The following is a 21507-nucleotide window of genomic DNA, read 5'->3' as shown; positions in this document are numbered from 1 at the left end:
CTTATCTGAACCGGGTTAGGCCCTCTTGCACAAACTGGGCATGGACAGCCTTTCGAGTCTCGATGAGTTCGGCAAAAAACTGTCGGACATAGGGAGCCCGGTCCGACATTTGTATCGAGGTGATCTGCGCATTTGATTTTTGTGTTACCGACGAGAAAAACTCGGAAAAAACGGGGACCACCCCTTGCATGGATATCGTGGAGGAAGAAGCTCCCAGCCGCTGATTGACACGGGCAATGCCATTCGAAATCGTTGCACCCAATGGATGACGCCCGCCATCAATGATGATCTGCTTCACCACAAAGTCACCCCTCGACAAGGTGGGCATGTCAAATCCGCCGCGATTGGGTCTGGGATTCAGATAACAGGCGGCGGCTAATGTCAGAGTATCCCGGTCAAAGGCCTCAAGCTCACTGAGACCATGGAGAAGCGCGCCGAGGGACATCTTTCGCCATTTGGTGACCTGTTCAGGCCGGACGGCAAAGCGGCGGACTCCATCAAAAACGGTATTCTTGCTCCAAATGTCCCGCGTTCCTTTGGCAGACAGGTAAGTGGAAATTCCAATGACCTGCTTTGCATCTTCCAGAACCACGGGTCCCCCACTGTTTCCGCCGACGATTTCACAGCTTATTTCGATCCGGTCGGTGCCCAGGCCCAGAATCTGGCCTTTGAGGGAGGTGACAACATCCATTCCGGCACTGTTGCCATAGGCCACCACATTGCGGTTCATGGATCCTGTCACATCGAAGGGCTTGATTTCATAGGCCGTTTCCCCCTCCAGCAAGGTCACTGGAAAGCGCGCGATGTCTTCCAGTCCGCCAGGAGAATTTGCATCATAGGAGTCGGACAGTTCCAACTCGGGAGGGAGCGGGAGGGTTCTCCCGCTGGCGGTCTTGATACTGACAATTTTTTTCGTGAAGGAGCCTGGCGTTCCACAAAGTACATGCGCATTGGTGTAGACGTAGCTCTTGCCCCCAGTGGAGGCAATGAAACCCGACCCGGCTCCGCCATCAGTCCTGATCAGCACAAGGCAGTTCGGATCAAAAGAGGATACCGCGGCACCAGGTACACCGGGGTTCACTTGGGTGCCCTCAGGCTTGGCTGCTGTCGTCGGCGGGACAGGGGCGGGTTTTAGATCCTCCATTTTTGGTGCCTCAGTCTGGGGATACTTGGCGAGGATGTGAGGGGGCAGGTTTTTAAAGGCGATGATGGAGATGCCTGCATCGTGCACCACTTTCAAGCCCTTGTCGGTGGGGCCGATAACACGTGCATTTTCATAGACCTTTTTCCCCATGAAATCCTGCACTTCTAATCTGCCTAACTGGCCGTCATCTGCCGGTGCTGATGGCACCATGAAGGCGCAGGCTGCAAAAATGCCTGTGGCAATGGAATATTTGCGGAGATATTTCAACATAAGGGAACTCAGGCTAAGGGTTATGCTTTCCGCTTATTCTAGTCAGCTTTCGGACATAAACGAATTAATCACGAAGAATATTTCGACATGTGTGTAGGCTAAATGGCATCGGGACCCGGCTTGGATCCCTTTACCCTGAAGCATGAACTGGTGCCGGAAGAGTGATCTATACCGAACTCAGAACAGGGGCATGTCCTCCAGCTTCACAATCTCATAACGGCCCCGGATGTTGAGGCGGTCATAGTGGATGAACATGGTGGTTTTCTCCGAAGTGGATTTGGCGACGTTGACGCCTTGTTTGACCATGGGATTGCCCTCAAGCAAGATGTCACGGATGCTCACGGTGGCTTCGTCGCAGAGTCCGGTGGCACGTTCACCGAGGTCCATTTCCAAAAAGACATGGCCCTTGGCAAGCACCTTGACGGGGTTGCCAGCGCGGTCTGTTTTGAGGACTTCCACCGCATCCGCAGCGACGCGATATAGGGGGCCGACCTGGAGGTTCTGGGGACTGAGGGCCTGGGCTTCCTCAAAGGTCATTTCCAAGAGGGATCTTTCCGACAGGCTGACGGCAGGATCGGTAGGTGCAGCAGCCGGGGTCTCAGCGGCGGGCGAGGAAAACGTTTCCGCCGTTTCTAGCGTTTCAACTGGTTCCGTTGCATCCTTCGGGGTGCTGCAACTGGCCAGGAAAGCCAGCATGGCAGCGGTCCCAGCCCGCCGAATGCTTTGTGTCATGAAAGGGAGCAAGGACAAAGGGTTCATGAGTGGATGCTTATACGGAGGGATCCGCAAAACTCAACGCTTGAGTGGCAGGCCATGGCGCTTCCAGAAGTTCTGGAGGGCGGCAGGAGAACCATTGAAAACATTGCGCTCCAGCGGACGGTCCATGTTGCCAAAGTAGGGACTGAAACGCCAGGGGCCGTGGTTATACACCTTGGGGCGTGAGCGGCCGCCTTCCCAGTCCACACCGCCATACTGCCAGAGGGTCCAGTCAGACCAGACGCGGTACTGGTTGACGAGGCCTTTAGGATTCCCTGGGGCAGGGAACTGCGGCCCTGCACCGCTTTCGTGAGAGTATAGGGCCAGCCAGTAGGGCATGCGGCGGAGTTTGGCTTTGGTGGTGGCATCGGCATTTCCCAGGAGGATTTTTAAATGGGCGCTGTTTTCCAGATAAGCTACGGGGACGACCCCGGTGCGGGACTCCACCCTGTCCATGAAGCGCAGGATATCCGAGAGGCGGGAGTTGGCATCGAAGTCTCCACACAGGAGCAGCGAGGAAGCATTCCAGGAACGGCTGCGGGCCAGCGACTGAGCACGGTTAATAAACTGGTCCGCCTGGGCGACGGCATCCACATGGTTTTGCAGACGGTAATAAACGCCCACCAGCATCCCGGCACGATCTGCAGCGGTGAGGAAATTGGCGCATTTGGTGTCCAGGTTGCCACCCTTGCCCGCCCGGGCGATGAGGCCGCTGGCGCCGTTGGCGCGCAGGGCGGAGACATCGTTCTCCGAATAACTGCGGCCTTCCCGCTGGCGCTCTTTCGGGTCATAGGCGGAGACGTTGATGATCTGAGGCAGGCCGCGTGTGGCCGCCGGCGGAAGGCTGTCAGCATTGCTCCCCGGTTGTGGAGCGGTGCAGTGGGCAAGGAGGAAAACCAGCGGCAGGAAGGAAAGGCGTTTCATGGTGATGAGGACGAATCAGGCAGAAAGGCGCACAGCGTCAACCCTGATGCACAGCAGCCTGACGGTGCACGGAAGACAACCTGAATGAGAACGTTGCTCAATCTGGCGCAGCCTGACTTGTTCGAAGATTTATTTTGGGCTTCTGCCTCTGACGGATTCCGCTCTGATCACGAAGGGTTGTAAAAGTCTAAAGAAGATGTGCAGGCGTGTCTGGGGAAGAGGATTCGATTTGATGGGTATGGCTGAGACTACTGCTTCTGATTCTGTTTCTTCCCCTTTTCGCAGGCTGGGTTGGGTGGTGTGTGTCCTGGTGGTGGTGCTGGGGGGACTATGGATAGGGCACCACTGGCTGGTACGGGAGGCGAAGGCTAAGGTGAATGAGCGGCTGGCGGAGCGGGGGTTGATGCTGAAATCGAAAGCGGAAACGTGGACAGTGTGGGGAGGAATCACGCTGACGGAGGCGGCGCTGTACCGGCTGGAGGATGAGGGGCAGCCGCTGCTGCAGATCAGCCGGCTGGATGTGGATGTGCTGTGGGGAAAGGCCTGGGCTGAGCGGCGGGCGATCACGAAATGGCGGGCGGAGGAGGCGACGCTGGTCTTTACGGATGAAGAGGGGACAGTGGAGCTGACGGATTTTTCGACGGACTTTGTGCTGCAGGACCGGAAGCTGGAACTGACCCAGGTGGGAATGCGACACGGGGCGCTGAGGACGGATATGAAGGGGGAAATCCTGCTGGGGGCCAAGGGAGAGGGGCCGAAGGAGGCGTTCGAGATGGATTTACGGGCGTTGCGGAGTGTGCTGAACACGCTGCGCTTCGAGGATGGCAGCGGCGAGTTTCAGATCACGGGGGCGTTTTCGGCGGACTTGCAGAGCAAGCCGGTGGTGTGGAGCGCGGAGGTGAAGGGCACCGGGACGGAGCTAAACTGGCGGGGCCTGCCGATGCGGGAGGCGCTGGTGGAAGGACAGGTGTCCCAGGGCGGGCTGAGCCTGGCCGCTGACCTGAAGCTGACAACGGGGGCGGCGCTGGTGGAGCTAACACGGTCCGGCTGGCGGGAGACGCCGCTGATGATGGGCGGTACGCTGACCGATGGTGGGGGCCGGAGCGATGCTTTTAAAGGCAGCTATGAAGGCAGCACGAAGACGGTGACGGTGACGGAGATCCAGGGAAATGCGGATCTGGTGGAGCTGGCGCGGGGATTCCCGGCGCTGGCGGACAAGGTGCCTGCAGGGGTGACGGTGAAGACTTTCCCGGAGATCGTGGCGCGAGATTTTGTACTGAAAACGGGCGAGCAACCGCCGGTGTGGACGCTGGCGAGCGCGCAGTTTAAGACGCCGGCGGCGATCGTGGTGCAGGTGCGGGGGAGACCGGTGGAGGTGGATGAGATCACGGGCGGGCTTTCCTACCAGGACGGGGAATGGAAATTCGACGGGCTCAACGGAAAAATGCTGGAGGGACGGTTCACTCTGGATGCGAACTATGACGGGGAAACACTGAGCAAGGCCAAGGTGACGATCAAGTCCCTGCAACTGGCGCGGCTGGAGCCGTGGCTGGGGGAGGTGGGCGGTGGGCTGGAAAAGTCTGACCTGTCGCTGGAGTATAACGGGGTGATCTGCAATGACCCGGTGCGCTCCACCGGCAGTGGCAGCCTGGTGCTGACGAATGCGCCTGTCGTGCACATCCCGCTGCTGGAGCAGACGTATGCGCTCTTCCCGAAATTGCTGCCGGACCGGGGCCGCGCGGGGGCGGGATCGTTCCAGGTGACGTTTTCGATGACACGCGGGGTGGCGACCATCGACCCGTTCAAAGGTCGGAGCGAGGCCGTGACGGTGACCTCCAAAGGGACGGTGGATCTGGTCAGCCGACAGGTGGAGGGGCACGCCCGGGCAAATCTGCGCGGAGTGGTGGGCCGGATCACGCTGCCACTAAGCCACGTGCTGACGGACATGACCATTCGAGGGCCGCTGGATGACATCCGCGTTTCTCCGGACGGGCCGGTAGGCGGCGTGAAGAAGCTGCTGGGCGGGTCCGCCGAGGTGACGAAGGACAGTGTGCAGCTCAGCGGGAAGGTGCTGAAGGAAGGCCTGACGCTGCCGTTCCAGGCACTGGGAATGTTTGGGGACGAGGGGGAGTGAGGCCAGTTATTTCTTCATCCTAGTCTTGTTCAAGACCTGCATCTTTGGGTTTGGGGACACCGGGTTGGAGTGGATAACAAGATCAAATGGGAACAAAGATGGATTTGTTTTTTGTGGCAGATGAGCGGCGGCGACGACCGGAGGGGAGGCGCAAGGCAGGAGCGAGAAGGATGAGCATCATGCTGGTCAACAGAATGGTGCCAAGAGAGAGGCGCAGGCCGACGGCCTCCGCCACAAGACCGATGAAGGGCGGACCGATGAGGAAACCCAGGTAGCCCATGGTGGTGACAGTGGCGAGGGCAGGGCCAGAGGCGACGCCGGGGACATTCCCGGCAGCGCTGAAGACCTGCGGCACGACGGTGGCAAAGCCCGCCCCGACGGCAGCGAAGCCGATCAGGGCGGATACGGGCCGCCCGTCCAGAAGAGCGAGGGCAAGACCAACGGTGGCGAGGAGACCGCTGAGACGGACGAGATGAACGGGACCGAGATGCTGGGCGAGGCGGTCCCCGCAAAAACGGCACACAGCCATGGCGATGGAAAAAGCAGCATAACCGGCAGCGGCGATGCCTTCCGCTGCGCCCGTCACCTGAAGGAGGAAGACGGCGCTCCAGTCCGCCATGGCCCCTTCGCCAATCATAACGCAGAAGGCGACGGTGCCGAGGAGGAGCAGGCGGCGTTTTTCGGGACCCCAGTCCAGCGGGGCACGCGTTGAAGTGGACGCGAGGGAAGAAAGGGTCGGGTTTGACGGCTCCGTATCCTGGAAAAGGCGCGGCAGGGCGAAGACGGCACCGACGCCGCCAAGAAGACCTGCTGCCAGGAGGTAATGGCCCACGGGGGAAAGACCCCAGGTGGCCAGGCTGCCGCCGAGCGCGGCCCCGGCGAGACCGCCGAGGCTGAACCAGGCATGAAAGGCGGCCATGATGGGCCGGGGGTACTGCTTTTCCACCTGCACGGCCTGGGCATTCATGGCGACATCCAGGGCACCATGGGCGGCACCAAAAAAGACCAGAGCGATCATGAAGGCGGCGGTGCCGGGCGCGAAGGCCAGCAGGGGCAGTGCCAGGGCATAAAGAGCGGCTGAAAGCTGACAGACGCGGTGGCTGCCGTAACGGGTGGAGCACCAGCCAGCAAGGGGCATGGAGACGAGGGCACCGGTGGCCATGCCGAGGAGGGCAAGGCCGAGGGTGCCGTGGCTGAGGTCCAGCTTTTGCTGAAGGGCGGGGATACGCGACACCCAGCTGGCAAAGAGGGCGCCATTGATGAAAAACAGCAGGGTCACCGCCCGCCGTGCGGCGACGGGCGGTGGCACTGAGGCTGCATCCCCTGGAGAGGGGGGATCAGTTTCCATTGAGATGAACGGGCTTGAGTTCAGCGCCTAACCAACGATGCTCCACGGCGAGAGGTGGTTCCAGCTCGTCATGGAAGGCCAGCCAGTCGGTGCGTACTTTATCCCAGTCCTGAAGGGTGAGGCCATGGGCCGCGAAGAGCTGGCGGATCTGGGCAGAATCCCATTTGAGGATGTCTTCCAGGATGGGGACAAGAACGCTGGGGCTGTGGTCGCTGAGGACGGTGCGCTTGGCGATGCGGCCAATGGATTTGGCCTCGGACACGGCGATGGTGTGGCCGTCGCGGCTGTTGACATGCTGCATGACGTACAGGTCCGAGCTGCCATCACCAATGTAGATGGTGCGGTCCGGGCTGACATGGAGCCGGGATTCCAGATCCTGAAGAACGGCCACCTTGCCATAACCGGCGGGAACGCGGCGGACGGAGGAGATCTCCCCAGTGGAGCTGTCGAAGTCGAAGTCGGTGCCGAACACGCGCTCGGGCGGGACAATTCCTTCCAGGGCTGACCGGACGACCTCGGTAGGGCCGGCGGAGATGACATGGAACTGGAAGCGGCAGTTGGCGATCTGCTGGCCAAGGATCTGGGTGAGGAGTGGGACGTTGTATTTGAGGCGGACCTGTTTGCCCGTTTCAATCAGGTGCTCCCGCCGGACGCCCCGGAAACCGGGATCGTGACGGAGGAGGTAGGCGAGTTCCGCGCCCTGCTGGACGAGGTTGATTTTGGCGAGGCCGGCGACTTTTTCTTCGAAATCGGGGACGCCCATCATTTCACTGAGGACGAGACCGGAGTCGTTAAAACTGAGCGTTTTGTCGAAGTCGCTGGCCACGAGGTATTGCGTGACAGCATCGGATGTTTTGAACATGGAGGTGGGGGGGGTTTGGGAAGGGAAAGTGCGATAAGCCATAAGGGTGGCGGTGAAAATTGATATAACAGGTTACCAAGCATCGGTGATGCCAACAGGCGGTAAAAGCCGCTTTTAGCTTGCCTCCACATCCATCAAAGCTGTAATGTCATATTTAAATGACACCATCCCCGCCCGTCCGCCGTCCAGCGCAGCCCAAGTACCAGCTCGTTTTTGAAAATTTGCGGAAGGAGATTCTTTCGGGGCAGTATCAGGCGGGGGAAAGGATCCCAAGCGAGGCGCATCTGGAGAAGCGGTTTGGGGCTTCGCGCATCACGATTGGCCGGGCGGTGAGGGACCTCTGCCACCAGGGGCTGGTGGAGCGCCGGGCAGGATCGGGAACGTTTGTGCGGGCCAATGGGGAAGGGAGGAGGGAAAAAAGGGCACTGTCCTTTGGCCTGATGATCCCGGACCTGGGAAGGACTGACATTTTTGAATTCATCTGCCAGGGTCTGGCGGAGGCACCCCATGCGGAGGAGCATGCGCTACTGTGGTGCAATGCCATGCCGGGGACGCCAGGCACAGGGACGCTGGAGCGGGCGTGGCAGATCTGCCAGCAGTGCATCACGCGGCAGGTGGCAGGGGTGTTTTTTGCGCCGATTGAGGAAGCCGGGGAGATCACGGCGGCGGAGCGCGAGGGAATGAACACGAAGATTCTGGCGGCGCTGAAGGCGGCACAGATTCCCGTGGTGCTGCTGGACCGGGATGCGGTGCCTTTTCCAGGACGCAGCGGTCTTGACCTGGTGGGGCTGGACAACTGGCGGGCGGGAATGCTGGCGACGAATCATTTGTTAGGCCAGGGCAGCCGGCGCCCGGTGTTTTTATGCAGCAGGCAGCGGATGGCTTCCTCCGTGGAGGAGCGAATAGCGGGGTTCTGTGCGGCCATCGCAGGAGCGGGGCTGGCATGTGAGGCGGAGCAGGTGCAGCGCGTGGATCTAGAAGATGAAGGGAGCTTGCGGGAGATGGTGGAGGCGGTGAGGCCGGATGCCTTTGTGTGTGCCAATGACCGGACAGCGGGCCGCCTGATGCAGGTGCTGCTTGGCCTGGGAATACGCATCCCGCAGGAGGTGCGGATCATGGGCGTGGATGATATCCCCTTTGCGGGATTCTTTTCCGTGCCTCTTAGCACGCTGCACCAGCCCTGCCGGGAGATCGGCCAGGTGGCCATGCAGACCATGCTGGAGCGCCTGAAGCGGCCGGAGATGCCCGCGCGGCGGATCAGCCTGGAGGCTACGCTGGTGGTGCGAGAGTCTTGCGGTGGAAAAATTTCCGCCAGGGATGAAAGGGAGTTTTTGGTGGAGTGAAGTTTATGGGATAGCGGCGTTTTTCCAGACAGAAGCAGGCACTTGGTCCAGGCTGCGAAAAGGAATGGTCTGCATGGCGAAGAAGGGGCCGAGATGAGAAGCGAGGGGGCCTTTGAACAGGAGATGGCTCATGCTGGCATCCCGCAGCAGGCTGGAGATGGGGCCGGTGCGCGTGCCTAACCACATGCCGCGTGCAGCCCGCGTGGCGGCGACACCGGCAGCACGGCGGCGATGCTTTTCATAAGCCGCCAGGACCGGGGCGGCTTGAAAGCGGCCCTGAAGGATGCCGGTGAGGGCATGCGCAAGGAACTCCGCATCTGCCCAGCCGGTGTTCATGCCCTGGCCACCGATGGGGCTCATGACATGGGCAGCATCTCCGCAGAGGATGAGGCGGCCCTGATGATAAGGGGTGCAGTCGAGGCGCCAGGGACTGAAGTAGGTCTGATTGAGCTGATGCTCCACCGGCAGCAGGTGGCCGGTGCGCTGGCGGACGTGCTGGCTGATGAGGCCAAAGCTGCCGGAGGTCTCAGGCTGCGGCGTCTGGACGATCCAGCGGCGCAGACCCTGGGGCAGGGGGAAGGATTCGACAGCACCGGCGGCGGTGAACCAAAGATGGGCTTCTTCCTGGAGACTGCTGTGGTCGGTAAAATCGCCCATCATAAAGTGGCAGCCGTAATCCACACGCTGCACGCTCGCGCCGATGGCCTGGCGGAGGAGGCTGCGGTGGCCGTCGCAGCCGATGAGATAATCCGCCTTGAATTCGCCATCATTGGTTAGGCAAGTGGCCTGCGAGGAACCGGATGCCTGGGTGACGGAGTGTACCTCAATGCCACGCAGCAGGGTGACGCTGGGACATTTGGCGAGCCGGTCCTCCAGCGCCTGCATGTGGATGCGCTGGGGCAGGGAGAGGATGTAGCGGTAAGGCGGGTCTATTTTCCGAAAGGAGGCGTAGCCGAGATAACCGGTCTGGCCGTGGACGTGGCAGTCCTGGATTTTCACTCCCTGGGGGATCAAGGAATCCGCCAGGCCGAGCCGGGCAAAAAGATGCAGGGAGGGCGGGGTGACGCCGATGGCCTGGGAGGTGGGCGGATGCGCGATGCGGCGGTCCAGCACGAGCACGCGGATGCCCGAGTCGCCGAAGAAATTGGCCAGCATGAGACCGACGGGACCAGCACCGATGATGATGACCTGGGCGGTTTTCATACAGGTTCCAGCAGGGCCGTCTCCACGGTGAGGCCGGGACCGAAGGCAAGTGCGCACGTCGTGCCCTGGACGGGCTGCTGCAGCATGCGGGCGAGGACAAAGAGGATGGTGGCGCTGCTCATGTTGCCATAATCTTTGAGGATGCTGCGGGAAGTCTGGAGAGCGTCCTCCGGCAGGGCGAGGCTTTGGCTGACTTTGTCCAGAATAGAACGGCCGCCGGGATGCACGGCCCAGTTTTGCACATCGGTCTGGATTTTCTCCTGCCGGCCAAGCACCCCCGCGAGCAGGCCGTGGATGTTCGTGCCGATGACGTCCGGGACGTAGCTGGAGAGGACAATGTTAAAACCCTGGTCGCCGATGTCCCAGGCCATGTCGGATTCCCCCATGGGCAGGAGGGCGGATTCAAAGCTGTCCATCCGCCAGGCCGGACCGGTGGGCGGGCGGGCGCTGACAATGGCGGCGGCGGCACCATCGGCAAAAAGGGAGTGGGCCAGGATGTCATCCGGCTGGTCCGTCATCTGCAAATGCAGGGTGCAAAGCTCCAGGCACATGACCAGAACGACGGCCTGCGGGCGTGCCTCACAAAACTGCGCGGCCATGCGCAGCGCGGGAAAAGCGGCATAACAGCCCATGAAGCCGAGGGTGTATCTTTCCACACTCTGCGACAGGCCAAGGTCGCGGATGAGGTGGTAATCCGGCCCGGGATTGGAGAAGCCAGTGCAGGAGGCGAAGACGATGTGCGTGATGTCCGCCGGGGCGAAACCGGTGGCCTTTTCCATGAGCCTCCGTCCGGTTTCAGAGGCCAGGCTGCGGGCGGCGCGTGCATAGACGCGGTTGCGCTGGCCGGTGCTGGGGGAGACGAGCAGGCCCTGCTCATCAGTGAAATACAGGAGGGGCTCTGAGCCGGCGGTGAAATCCGGGCAGACGCTGTGGCGTGTCTCGATGCCGCTGCGGTTATACAGGGTCTGGATTAGGCGACGCGTCTTGGTCTCAGGTGCCCATTCCTTCATGCGGTCCCGCACTTCCGTCTGAGCGCTGGCATGCTGCGGGACCTGGGTGACGATGTGATGGATATACGCAGGCATGAAAGTATGGCTTCGATAAATCGGTTCTGCCCGGATGAACAGCCCCAAAAGAACGCGCCTGGGGGGATGACGGGCGTCTTTTAGAGGTGAATCCTGAGATTGCAGGCGGGGAGGAGACGGGACAAAATGGACTACTGATGACGATCCTGGACAGTCCAGAAAACCGGGCAACGGTGTTCCAAATCAGCGTGGAGCTTTTTCACGAGTTCTCCAGGCGGGGCATGTTCGGAGAAGATGTGGAGCTGCTCCAAGGATTGCCTTTCAAAAAGCTGCCCAAGTCACCACTGCATGAAACCATCTTGCGACGTTTGTTGCGCACGCTTCGCGCCTGCATTCCTCCGAGCTATTTTCTAACCCAGGAGGGGCCCATCACCTGTGCTCACTCGGAACCTGAACCGGATATTGCGGTTATTGCTGGAGATGAGGAAGATTTTGCCCTCTCCCACCCCACCACCGCCGAACTCATCATCGAAGTGGCGATCAATACCCAGCAGAGGGACCGGAGCAAGGCAGGCATTTATGCGGAGGCCGGGGTGAAGGAGTACTGGCTGGTGGAGCCGGAGAACAAGAGCATTACACTTTACACCCAGCCATCGGGCAGCGGTTATGAGAGGTTGCTGGCCATTGTGGAAAGCGGGCATGTGCAGAGCACGGTATTTGCGGAATTCAGCGTCGAAGTGGGAGAGATCTTCGCGTGAGGTGAAGGCCCGCAAGAGGTGCTGATGACGGCACGTTGGCTAAGGATGCTCCGTCTATTGATTGCCTCCTTTTGTTTGCTATCCCTTTTGCCAGATCTGCCCGCCCAATCGTTGCGCGGCTGGCAGGCGGACATTCAGGAAATAAAGATCCGCAGCACGGCGGACCAGACGGACCAGCCTGCGCTCACTTGGTCGCCAAAAACAGAGGACCCGCAGCCCCTGCTGGTGGCTCTGCACACCTGGAGCGGAGGCTATTCACAGGTATCGAATGGGCCGGTTTACGCCCAATGGTGCATGGACCGGGGCTGGCACTTCATCGCACCGGACTTTCGGGGGCCTAACATGACCCCTGCGGCCATGGGCAGTGACCTGGCGGTGCAGGACATTGTGGACGCAGTGGAGCACATGAAAAAGACCCACAAGGTGGATGCCAGCCGCATTTACCTCATCGGCGTGAGCGGCGGCGGCCACATGGCAATGCAAATGGCCGGGCGGCATCCGGAAATCTGGGCAGGGGTGTCTGCCTGGTGTGGCATCAGCGACATCGCCGCCTGGCACACTGAGCATGTGAAGCAGGGCAGGCCGGACAAGTATGCCCAAAACATCGAGGCAAGCCTGGGTGGTCCGCCAGTGGGCGAGGCGCTGGCAGAGGCGATGAAGCGCTCGCCGCTCACTCATCTGGCGCGGGCGAAAGCAGTGCCGCTGGATATCAACCACGGCCTCCAGGACGGCAGGACGGGCAGCGTTCCGTTCCGGCATAGTTTGTTAGCGTTTAACAGAGTGGCTGAAGCGCCGCTCCCTGAAGCGGAGATCCTTCAATACTATGAGACGCTGCAAATCCCTGCCTCCTGGCCCGTGCCGGAGCCGGACCCGCTGTATGTAGCGCTGTATCCGCCAGGGTCCAAACGGCCAGGCTGGATGCCGGGATCGCCCGAAACGCGCCTGCTAAATGAAGCGATGCGGGTGCCCAAGCCGGTGGTCTTCCGCCAGGTGTCCGGGCAGGCCCGCATCACGATTTTTGATGGCGGGCATGAGATCCTTTACACACCGGCGCTCAACTGGCTGGCGGCTCAAAAGAAGGGCCAACCAGCCGTGTGGAAGCTCGAAAACCCCATCGTCATCGGCTCCGGCGATACTCAGTCCGGGCTGTGAGTCCTTGAACCGGCGGGCAATCCGGGCCAAGTGATGGGATGCTCAAAGCATTCATCTTCGACCTGGACGGCACGCTCATTGATTCCCTGGCAGACATTGCCGAATCCATCAACCGCATGCTCGATGCACGCGGCTATCCGCGCTGTGAGGTGGAAATCTTCAAGCAGATGGTGGGCGATGGCATGGAGAAACTGGTGGAGCGCGCCCTGCCGGAAGCGGTGCGGAGTGAGGAGCTGATCCGCATCTGCACCGAGGAATACCGCAGCCTTTACGACACCCTCTGGAAGCAGCAGACGGAGCCTTATGCGGACATTGTGAAGAATTTGAATGAGCTCAAAAAACGCGGTCTCAAAACCGGCGTCATCTCCAACAAGGCGCACCGTTTTACCGTGCCGATGACGGAGCATTTTTTCGGCGCAGGCTTCTTTGACCTCATCCTCGGCCAGCGCCTGGAGGTGCCACGCAAGCCGGACCCTGCGGGGGCTCACGAGGCAGCGGCGATGCTCGGCGTGGACATCCATGAATGCGCCTATGTAGGGGATTCGGGCATTGACATGCAGTTTGCCAAAAGCTCCGGCATGCTGGCCATTGGGGTGGACTGGGGCTTCCGCTCGGTGACGGAATTGAGGGACAATGGTGCCGTTCATGTTATTTCGAATCCGGGCGAACTGCTCGAAATCTTCGACAAATCATGCTGACTCTTGAGTGCAAGATCGTATGAGGGTAGTATGGCGATTATGCCCCCCATCCGCTTCCTGCGCTTCGCAGCCCAGACTACCGCTCTTTTGGCTGCCCTTTGGCTGACTTCCTGTCAAACTCCACCGGCAGAACCCCCGCCTGCCCCTGCGGAAGCCGCCAAGCGCACGGGACTGTATGAATGGAAGGGGCAAGGCAAAAGCATCACCTCCATCAAAATCAATGTGGATGAGCAGATCGCGACTCTCTACAACGGCGATGATGAAATCGGCTGGACCTATGTGGCCACCGGCATCACCAGCTTTCCGACTCCCACCGGGGAATTCAAGATCATCGAGAAGGTGCAGGACAAAGTGTCCAACCTTTATGGCAAGGGCTACGATGCCAATGGCAAACTGATCAATTCCGACTTTAAGCAGGGACGCGACCTGTTACCGCCCGGAGGCCGCTTTGAAGCCGCCAAGATGACTTACTTCATGCGCCTGACCAACGATGGTGTGGGCATGCACATCGGCCCGATTCCCCGTCCGGGGCGCCGCGCCTCCCACGGCTGCATCCGCCTGCCGTCCAAATTCGCAGGCACTATCTATCAGAACGTGACGCTTGGCACACCCGTGACCATCGTGGGCAGCGGCCCGGACTACGCGACATATTTGAAACAGTCCAATGCGAAGTCTAAAGCCAATGCGGCCAAGCTGGCGGCTGCCAAGAAAAAAGCAGCCGATGCAGCGCAAAAGGCCGAGGAAGCGACCGCCCTGGAACCTGATGATCCAAATGGTCCAGGACCCGATGTCACCACAGGGGCAACGGCCCCAGGCACAGCCACCATCACCACTCTGCCCGCCCCGGCATCGGTGACGGCGCCACCGGTTGCCCCTGAAGAGGTGCGGCCTGCGGAACCTGGGCTGCAATAGCCCACGAAGGACATTTTTGAAGTATCACCACCCAGCCTGATACCCGGCTGGAGCTGATTCCGATGGAAGGGCGGACCGGAGGCCCTTCACCTTTTGTCCTTGCGCCACACGATGCCCCGCGCATCCTCCGCGCCCCTTCTATGTCTGAAAGATCCATCACCTCAGTTGGCATTGATTTCGGCGGCACCTCAGTGAAGCTGGGTGTCTGCCGGGACGGCGAATTGCTCACCACGGATGCCCCCATCCCCACGGCTGATTTTCCCGGACCTGCCGCATTGATCGGCGAGATGGCCCTCCGGGTGGCCAAGTTGCGCGAGACCTATCCCGACATTGCCGCCATCGGCGTAGGCGTACCGGGGCTCGTGGACTTTGACCACGGTTTTGTCCATGTGCTGACGAATGTCCCAGGCTGGAAGCATGTGCCGCTGAAGGCCATTCTAAGTGAAAAAACAGGCCTGCCGGTGGTGGTGGAAAATGATGCCAATGCGATGGCCTATGCGGAATTCCGCTACGGCGCAGGTCGTGGGCTGAACAACGTCGTCGCCCTGACCATGGGCACCGGCATTGGCGGCGGGCTCATTTTAAACGGCCAACTTTATCGCGGCAGCGGCTGTGCAGCGGGGGAAATCGGCCAGATGAGCATCGACAGTGACGGTCGCGCCGGGCACTACGGCAATCTGGGCGCCCTGGAAAAATACACGGGCAACCGGGAGATCGCGGAGCACGCAGTGCAACGCTATGCGGAGGCTCACGTTAAGAAGACCCTGGAGGAATGCACCCCCAAGATGATCGCTGAAGCCGCCAAAGCAGGTGATGACATCGCCCGGCAGATCTGGGATGAAATCGCCGACTGGCTGGGCACCGCCCTCTCCAGCATCGCCTGGCTGCTGAACCCAGACGCTTTCGTGATCGGCGGCGGGGTGGCCCAGGCCGGTGACCTGATTTTTGATCCTCTGAAGCGCAAAGTCCAGTCCATGCTCAGCACCGTGGTCTGGGAGCGCCTGCAGATCGTCCCGGCTCGCTTCAGTAATGAATCCGGCATCATCGGCAATGCCGCGCTGGCGGCGGATTCGGTGGTGTGAATATTGCCGAGAGGCAAGGGGGATTCAGGGGATGAGCGAATGCATGACTGCATCATGGGACTTCCCGTGAAGCTGAATGCGGTTGCGCAAGATGCCTTCCCTCAAAGCGCCTGACTTCTCGGCGACTTTTATGCTCGCCACATTGGTGACGCAGGCCACGATTTCTAGCCGCTTGAGTTTGAGGTCTTGCAGGCCAAACTCACCCAGCAGCCGGGCGGCGCGGGAGGCGTAGCCGCGACCGGTCTGGCTAGTGCGCACCCAGTAGCCTAGATTGGCCACGCCCTTGACATGATGCAGGCCATTGAGCCCGACTGCTCCGACGTGGGCACCCTCCTGGGTGCGGATGACAAACTCGTAATTACGACCCTCCTCCCAAGCATGTTCTTCCCCGGTGATCCAGGACGCGGCCTCCTCGAGAGTATAGTCTGGGTGGCACCAGGGCAGCCATGGGTAAACCTCCGTCACAGATTCAAGGCCAGCTGTATGGAGATCATCGGCATCCTGCAAGGTATACCGGTGCAGGGTAATGACTCCGTCTGATAGCATTTCACGCATAGATTCTTGAGAGTCTGCGGAAACTCCCTTGGGTGTCAAGCTGGCTCTCAGTCCCCGCCCATGGCCTGTTCCAGTTGGAGACGTTGGGCTTCAAACTCCTCTTCGGTCATCTTGCGCGGCACTGTCATCGTAGGCTCAAAGATCACACGGACGGTGGAAAAGGGGAGGGGAAGGAGGAACTGGTCCCAGGTTTTAAAACGGATGGCACGGCTGTATTCCACCCGCACGGGGACGATGGTGCCGCCGGTGAGCTGACCGAGCTTGATGATGCCCGGCTGCAGGTGATAAAGCGGGCCGCGCGGGCCATCCGGGGTGATGCCAATGTCCCGGCCTTCCTTCACCTTTTCCGCCATCATGATGAGGGCCGCAAGGCCCTTTTGCGGCTTCGAGCTGGAGCCACGGGCGGCTTCAAAACCGAAGGTGGCGCAGACGTCCGCGATGATCTGCCCATCACCGCTGGGGCTACTGAGGATGGCCCCCGGAATGTGGGCAAACCATAGCTCATGGATGTAAGGGATGACAAACATGCGGTTATGCCAGAAGGCCCAGATCCAGCCCGTGCGCGAGGTATTAAAAGCGCCCGCTTTGTCCTCCACCTCAAACCGCAAAGTGGCCCCGATGCCCCGCATGAGCAGCGCGATCACCTTGCCGATGTTTTTGATCCGTATCTTGGCCATGAACACCTACTCATAGAGGTGTGACGGCTGAGTGCAAGGGTCTCACCGCAGCAGCCAGGCCGCACCCTGCCGCCAAGCCGCCCAGTCATGTCCCCCTGCCACTTCCTGATACTGCTCAGGGGACAGGAAACGCTCTGCAAAAAGGCGATTGGCTGAGAGGTGGCGGTCTTTTCGCCCACAAGACAGCCGGATTGGCAGGGCTGGAGAGGTGGCCAGGGACTTTAGTTTATGCATTTTCACCCAAAGCAGGCGCATGGCATCTTCCTGATTGTGGGGCTCCTTCAAAGGAAAACCAGACGTTGCCAGGCCGTTCTCGCGGATCTCGGTCATCAGTTCCTCCTCCCCTAAATATGGGGCCAGCAGCAGAACCTGGCGGATGTCTTGTGGGTGCTCCAGCCAGGTGATGAGCGCCCCCAGTCCGCCCAAGGAAACTCCCATGAGCGTGACTGGCAATCCCTTCTGCCGGGCCGGATGGATGATCTCCTCCCATAGGCACTGGCTGGCCGTGCGCTCCATGTAGTATCGCAAATGAAGATCCGGCACGATGATGCGGGATCCGGGACGCTTTTCCTGCACCTGACGGACGATGCCCTCCCGGACAAATTCTTCCGGCTTGCTGTGGCGCCCAGGGAGCAGGACCACTAGCTCCGTGGCCCTGCCAGTGGGCGCTTCATAGATCAGCTTGCGCACGGGGCGGGCTGCTTCTGGCAATATCACCCTGCAGGATGCGAGAGGCAGCGCCAGGAGAAGGCGCAGAAAATGGAGGCGTGAGCTGGGCATTGATGTGTTTACGCCTCGTCGGGCTTTGCCGAACCTTTGATTAGGCCTTGATGCAATTACAGGCTTGTCTTTCAGAGCCTTTCCTGTTGAAATGATTGGGTTAATCCAACTATCCCCCCACCCTATGAAAGCACTTCTTCAACGTGTCGGAGTTCGTTTGGCGTTCATCACCACCCTGGCTGCCTGCTCAATGACTGCCCAAGCGGCGGATGATGTAAACGAAATGTTCCAGATGGGCCGCGCCGCCTATTACAAAGGCGACATTGAGTTGGCCTACCAGCTTCTGACCCAGGTGGAGGCGAGCAATCCTCGCCACTTTGAAACCAAAGCCCTGCTGGCCCAGATTCGTACCCAGAAGAAGTCTGGAGTCACGACCGTGCGGAAGAGTTATGAATCCGTTGTGATTCCTAAAATTGAATTCACCGAGGTGACTCTGGCCGAGGCTGTGGAAGGCCTGCGGGTGCTCTCCAAGACAGCCAGCGACGGCAAGGTGATTCCAAACATCATCATCAAGGACCCCGCGCTCGCCGCGAAAACTCTTACTTTAAGCATTCGTAATCTGCCTCTGACGGACGCCATCCAGTACCTTGCCGATCTGTCAGGTGCCAATGCTTCCTATGACAAGCATGCGGTGATCTTCTCCAGTGCTGCGACGGCGGGAAATTAACCTTCGCATCCCCATGGGAAACATGACGGGACGGTATGAAGAGTGTGCATGCCGTCCCGTCAGATCTTAGATAAGAGTTGCTTAACCCGCCTTAAATCACCACTTCAGAGTCTTCATCCGCAGCGTCTGCGACGGGGCGAATAATCATTCCGGCTGCAACAGTGTTATTCGTCTGCTCATCCACAAGGACGAAGCTGCCGGTGGTGCGGTTCTTGGAATAGGAATCAAAGAAGATGGGGGCCGAGACACGCAGGCGGATGGAGCCGATGTCATTGAGGCTGAATTCCTTGCTCTCCTGGGATTTTTCCAGAGTGCTGATGTTCACTTTGTAAAGGACATCGGTGACCACGGCGCGCACTTCGTTGGTGGTGTGGCGGAGGTGAAAGCGGCTGCGGGGTTTGAGGGTCTTCTTGTCGGCAAACCAGCAGATCATGGCATCGAACTCCTGGTTGGTTTCGACAGGCTCGCTGGCCTTCACGATCATGCCGCCACGGCTCGTATCAATTTCATCTGCCAGGGTCAGGCTGTAGCTGAGCTGCGGGATGGCCTCTTCCTGCGGGCCTTCAAACGTGTGAATGCCGGTGATGGTGGACTTCATCGCGGAGGGATAGGCGATGACTTCATCACCCGTCCGGAAAGTGCCGCTGGCCATGCGGCCGGCGAAGCCGCGATAATCATGAAGATTTCCAAGGCGTGCATCGGCTGCGTCCGAGATCGGACGAATAACCCACTGCACAGGGAAGCGTGCAGCATCGGCAGCCGTCTCGGCATAGACCTGCACGTTTTCCAAATGCTCCAGCAGGCTGGGGCCAGTGTACCATGGCGTGCTGGCGGAACGTTCCACGACGTTATCGCCATTGAGCGCACTCATCGGGATGGGGCAGATTTTCGGCAGGTTTTCCAAGCCGCCGGCGAAGGCCATGTAGTCACTGACAATCTTATTATAAACAGCCTCGTCAAAATCCACGAGGTCCATCTTGTTCACCGCGAGGACGACATGCCCGATGCGCAGCAGGCTTGCCAGGTAAGTATGGCGCATGGTTTGCTCGATGACGCCCAGACGCGCATCAATGAGGATGATGGCGAGGTCTGCCGTGGAAGCACCCGTGACCATGTTGCGGGTGTACTGGATGTGGCCAGGTGTATCCGCGATGATGAACTTGCGCTTCGGTGTGGCGAAGTAACGATAGGCGACATCAATGGTGATGCCCTGCTCACGCTCGGCACGCAAGCCATCGGTCAGGAGGGCCAGGTTGACGTGGCCATCACCGCGACGCTTGGAAGATTCTTCGACGGCGAGAAGCTGGTCTTCGAAGATGGATTTGGAATCATACAGCAGACGGCCAATGAGGGTGCTTTTGCCATCATCCACGGAGCCAGCGGTGGTGAAACGGAGAAGGGAGGATTCGGTAGGGTTGACGAGAACGTCCATGTGATCAGAAAAGTATAGGTTGCGTTGCAGGCGGGTCTCGTTGGAATCAAAAATAGCCTTCTTTTTTGCGGTCTTCCATGGCGGTCTCGGAGCGCTTGTCATCGGCGCGTGTGCCGCGTTCTGTCTGGCGGGCGGCTGCGACTTCGGCGACGATGTCGTCAATGGTGCTGGCGGTGCTTTCGACCGCGCCGGTGCAGGTGGCATCGCCGACGGTGCGGAAGCGGATGACCATCTCTTTGATCTTCGGCTTCTCTTCATCCAGCAAGGGGATGAAGCCGGTTTCGGTATCCAGGAGCTGGCCGTGACGCTCGATGATCTTGCGTTTGTGGCTGAAGTAGAGGCTTGGAAGGGGGATGTTTTCCTGGCGGATGTACTGCCAGATGTCCATCTCGGTCCAGTTGCTCAGCGGGAAGACGCGGAAGTGCTCGCCGAAATGCTTGCGGCCGTTGAAGATGTTCCAGAGCTCCGGGCGCTGGTTCTTGGGGTCCCACTGGCCGAACTCATCGCGATGGCTGAAGAAGCGTTCTTTGGCGCGTGCTTTTTCTTCATCGCGCCGGCCGCCACCAAGGCAGGCATCGAACTGGTGTTCTTCGATGGTGTCGAGGAGGGTAACGGTTTGTAATTTATTGCGGCTGGCGTTGATGCCTTTCTCCTCCTGAGAACGCCCTTCATCAATGCTCTTCTGCACGCTGCCGACGACGAGCTGGGCACCGATCTCCTCCACGAACCAGTCACGGTAAGTCATGGCCTCCGGGAAGTTATGGCCGGTGTCCACATGCAGCAGGGAGAAGGGGAGCTTGGAAGGATAAAAAGCCTTCCGTGCAAGCCAGGCCATGACAATTGAATCCTTGCCCCCGGAGAAAAGGAGCGCGGGTTTCTGGAACTGGGCGGCGGTTTCACGAAGGATGAAGATCGCTTCGCTTTCGAGGAACTGAAGATGCGTGATGGAGGACATTCGTCGGGAGAAATCAGGATGGAAATTACTGCTTATCGGTGACCAGCTTGGCGTGCAGACCGCACTCATGCTTTTCGTCGCCTTTGGCGGGATCATAATAGGTGCGCTCGTTCGGGAGGTCATGCTCGGCGAGGTAGGCATCCATTTCAACCGGGGTCCATTCGAGGATGGGATTGATCTTCAGGCACTGGAATTTGGCATCCCACATGACTGGCTGGAGGGTGGCGGCGCGCTGTGGATTCTGCTCTTTGCGAAGGGCAGTGATCCAGACTTTAGGGGCAAGCTCGGTCATGCCGCGCTCGAAAGGCTCCAATTTCATGATGCGGCTGAAGGATTCCACACGCTCCACTTCATCTGGCATGGGGACCTGGCCGCCATTGAGCGCCAGCCAATGGGCGGCGGTCATTTTGGGGAGGTAAGGTTTGAGATTCAGATTGAGTTTAGCCCGAGTTTTTTCAGCGAAGATATAGGTCTCAGGAAGATTGGTTCCATGGTCAATCCAAAGTGCTGGGATCTGCGGCTGAATTTGGGTGGCCAGATGTAGGATGACCGCTTCATAGGGACGGAAATTGGTCGTCACAATGGAGGCATCAGGAGCCTGATTGACGGCCCACTGAATGATTTCAAGTGGGGTGGCTCCCTGGAGCTGCTGGTTGGCGGATTGGATTTCGTCAGGTGTCATGAGTGATTCCCGATAAAGTATATCTGTTAGGTATGCAATTAAAAGGTGTCATAAAAAACCCCCTCGCTTCATTGCTGAAGGAGGGGGTATAAACTGGCAGCGACCTACTTTCGCAGGGCCTATCGCCCAACTATCATCGGCGCAACAG

General features: G+C 59.6%; 21 protein-coding genes. 8 read left to right on the top strand and 13 right to left on the bottom strand.

Annotated features, from left to right (window positions below; genetic code table 11):
* Position 1: 1 nt before the first annotated feature.
* The 3 genes from WJU23_RS22255 to WJU23_RS22245 form a co-directional block, all read right to left on the bottom strand.
* Complete coding sequence (locus WJU23_RS22255; protein WP_346334839.1) at positions 2-1414, bottom strand: serine protease; 1413 nt, start codon at positions 1412-1414, stop codon at positions 2-4.
* Positions 1415-1591: 177 nt separating this feature from the next.
* The gene (locus WJU23_RS22250; RefSeq protein WP_346334838.1) at positions 1592-2146 is read right to left on the bottom strand and encodes a hypothetical protein; all 555 of its coding nucleotides are present in this window, start codon (positions 2144-2146) and stop codon (positions 1592-1594) included.
* A gap of 60 nt (positions 2147-2206) precedes the next feature.
* Positions 2207-3094: a GH25 family lysozyme gene (locus WJU23_RS22245; protein ID WP_346334837.1), complete on the bottom strand. Its 888-nt coding sequence runs from the start codon at positions 3092-3094 to the stop codon at positions 2207-2209.
* Positions 3095-3332: 238 nt separating this feature from the next.
* Here WJU23_RS22245 and WJU23_RS22240 point away from each other — a divergent pair, with 238 nt between their 5' ends.
* Positions 3333-5228 (top strand): AsmA-like C-terminal region-containing protein, encoded by a 1896-nt coding sequence (locus WJU23_RS22240; RefSeq protein WP_346334836.1) that lies wholly within the window; start codon positions 3333-3335, stop codon positions 5226-5228.
* An 82-nt stretch (positions 5229-5310) separates the two neighbouring features.
* Here the strand turns inward: WJU23_RS22240 and WJU23_RS22235 are convergent, their stop codons facing one another.
* Positions 5311-6576, bottom strand: coding sequence for an MFS transporter (locus WJU23_RS22235; protein WP_346334835.1), 1266 nt, complete (start codon positions 6574-6576; stop codon positions 5311-5313).
* Positions 6566-7438 (bottom strand): HAD-IB family phosphatase, encoded by an 873-nt coding sequence (locus tag WJU23_RS22230; protein WP_346334834.1) that lies wholly within the window; start codon positions 7436-7438, stop codon positions 6566-6568. The genes WJU23_RS22235 and WJU23_RS22230 overlap by 11 nt, the downstream gene beginning before the upstream one ends.
* Before the next feature lie 158 nt (positions 7439-7596).
* Between WJU23_RS22230 and WJU23_RS22225 the strand changes: the two genes are divergently transcribed.
* Positions 7597-8781, top strand: a complete 1185-nt coding sequence (locus WJU23_RS22225) for a GntR family transcriptional regulator (RefSeq protein WP_346334833.1) — start codon at positions 7597-7599, stop codon at positions 8779-8781.
* 3 nt (positions 8782-8784) lie between these two features.
* Here the strand turns inward: WJU23_RS22225 and WJU23_RS22220 are convergent, their stop codons facing one another.
* Both WJU23_RS22220 and WJU23_RS22215 read right to left on the bottom strand, forming a co-directional pair.
* Entirely contained in the window at positions 8785-9984 is a 1200-nt protein-coding gene (locus WJU23_RS22220) for an NAD(P)/FAD-dependent oxidoreductase (protein ID WP_346334832.1), read from the bottom strand.
* The gene (locus WJU23_RS22215) at positions 9981-11069 is read right to left on the bottom strand and encodes a type III polyketide synthase (protein ID WP_346334831.1); all 1089 of its coding nucleotides are present in this window, start codon (positions 11067-11069) and stop codon (positions 9981-9983) included. Before WJU23_RS22215 ends, WJU23_RS22220 begins: the two co-directional genes overlap by 4 nt.
* 86 nt (positions 11070-11155) lie before the next feature.
* Here WJU23_RS22215 and WJU23_RS22210 point away from each other — a divergent pair, with 86 nt between their 5' ends.
* From WJU23_RS22210 to WJU23_RS22190, 5 genes are all read left to right on the top strand, one after another.
* Positions 11156-11767: a Uma2 family endonuclease gene (locus tag WJU23_RS22210; RefSeq protein ID WP_346334830.1), complete on the top strand. Its 612-nt coding sequence runs from the start codon at positions 11156-11158 to the stop codon at positions 11765-11767.
* Positions 11768-11854: 87 nt separating this feature from the next.
* The gene (locus tag WJU23_RS22205; protein WP_346334829.1) at positions 11855-12919 is read left to right on the top strand and encodes an alpha/beta fold hydrolase; all 1065 of its coding nucleotides are present in this window, start codon (positions 11855-11857) and stop codon (positions 12917-12919) included.
* Between the two features lie 38 nt (positions 12920-12957).
* Positions 12958-13617, top strand: coding sequence for an HAD family hydrolase (locus WJU23_RS22200; protein WP_346334828.1), 660 nt, complete (start codon positions 12958-12960; stop codon positions 13615-13617).
* Between the two features lie 39 nt (positions 13618-13656).
* Positions 13657-14529 carry a L,D-transpeptidase gene (locus tag WJU23_RS22195; protein ID WP_346334827.1) on the top strand — a complete coding sequence of 291 codons (873 nt, stop codon included), beginning with the start codon at positions 13657-13659 and terminating at the stop codon, positions 14527-14529.
* A 140-nt stretch (positions 14530-14669) separates the two neighbouring features.
* Positions 14670-15611 carry an ROK family protein gene (locus WJU23_RS22190; protein WP_346334826.1) on the top strand — a complete coding sequence of 314 codons (942 nt, stop codon included), beginning with the start codon at positions 14670-14672 and terminating at the stop codon, positions 15609-15611.
* 24 nt (positions 15612-15635) lie between these two features.
* Here the strand turns inward: WJU23_RS22190 and WJU23_RS22185 are convergent, their stop codons facing one another.
* Genes WJU23_RS22185 through WJU23_RS22175 form a run of 3 tightly spaced genes read right to left on the bottom strand, consistent with a single transcriptional unit; the run spans position 15636 to position 17533 of the window.
* Positions 15636-16157, bottom strand: coding sequence for a GNAT family N-acetyltransferase (locus WJU23_RS22185; RefSeq protein ID WP_346334825.1), 522 nt, complete (start codon positions 16155-16157; stop codon positions 15636-15638).
* 56 nt (positions 16158-16213) lie between these two features.
* A complete protein-coding gene (locus WJU23_RS22180) occupies positions 16214-16843 on the bottom strand; it encodes a lysophospholipid acyltransferase family protein (RefSeq protein ID WP_346334824.1) in 630 nt (209 codons plus the stop codon).
* 42 nt (positions 16844-16885) lie between these two features.
* On the bottom strand, positions 16886-17533 hold the full coding sequence (locus WJU23_RS22175; RefSeq protein ID WP_346334823.1) for a YqiA/YcfP family alpha/beta fold hydrolase: 648 nt from the start codon (positions 17531-17533) through the stop codon (positions 16886-16888).
* 214 nt (positions 17534-17747) lie between these two features.
* Between WJU23_RS22175 and WJU23_RS22170 the strand changes: the two genes are divergently transcribed.
* Entirely contained in the window at positions 17748-18290 is a 543-nt protein-coding gene (locus WJU23_RS22170) for a hypothetical protein (RefSeq protein WP_346334822.1), read from the top strand.
* Positions 18291-18381: 91 nt separating this feature from the next.
* Here the strand turns inward: WJU23_RS22170 and WJU23_RS22165 are convergent, their stop codons facing one another.
* Genes WJU23_RS22165 through WJU23_RS22155 form a run of 3 tightly spaced genes read right to left on the bottom strand, consistent with a single transcriptional unit; the run spans position 18382 to position 21359 of the window.
* Positions 18382-19722 (bottom strand): GTP-binding protein, encoded by a 1341-nt coding sequence (locus tag WJU23_RS22165; protein WP_346334821.1) that lies wholly within the window; start codon positions 19720-19722, stop codon positions 18382-18384.
* A 46-nt stretch (positions 19723-19768) separates the two neighbouring features.
* Positions 19769-20677 (bottom strand): sulfate adenylyltransferase subunit CysD, encoded by a 909-nt coding sequence (gene cysD / locus WJU23_RS22160; RefSeq protein WP_346334820.1) that lies wholly within the window; start codon positions 20675-20677, stop codon positions 19769-19771.
* A 25-nt stretch (positions 20678-20702) separates the two neighbouring features.
* Entirely contained in the window at positions 20703-21359 is a 657-nt protein-coding gene (locus WJU23_RS22155) for a phosphoadenosine phosphosulfate reductase family protein (RefSeq protein ID WP_346334819.1), read from the bottom strand.
* Positions 21360-21507: the final 148 nt, after the last annotated feature.

It is taken from the genome of Prosthecobacter sp. SYSU 5D2, from assembly GCF_039655865.1.
Taxonomy (GTDB): Bacteria; Verrucomicrobiota; Verrucomicrobiia; order Verrucomicrobiales; family Verrucomicrobiaceae; genus Prosthecobacter.
This window is presented reverse-complemented; position numbering and strand designations above follow the sequence as displayed.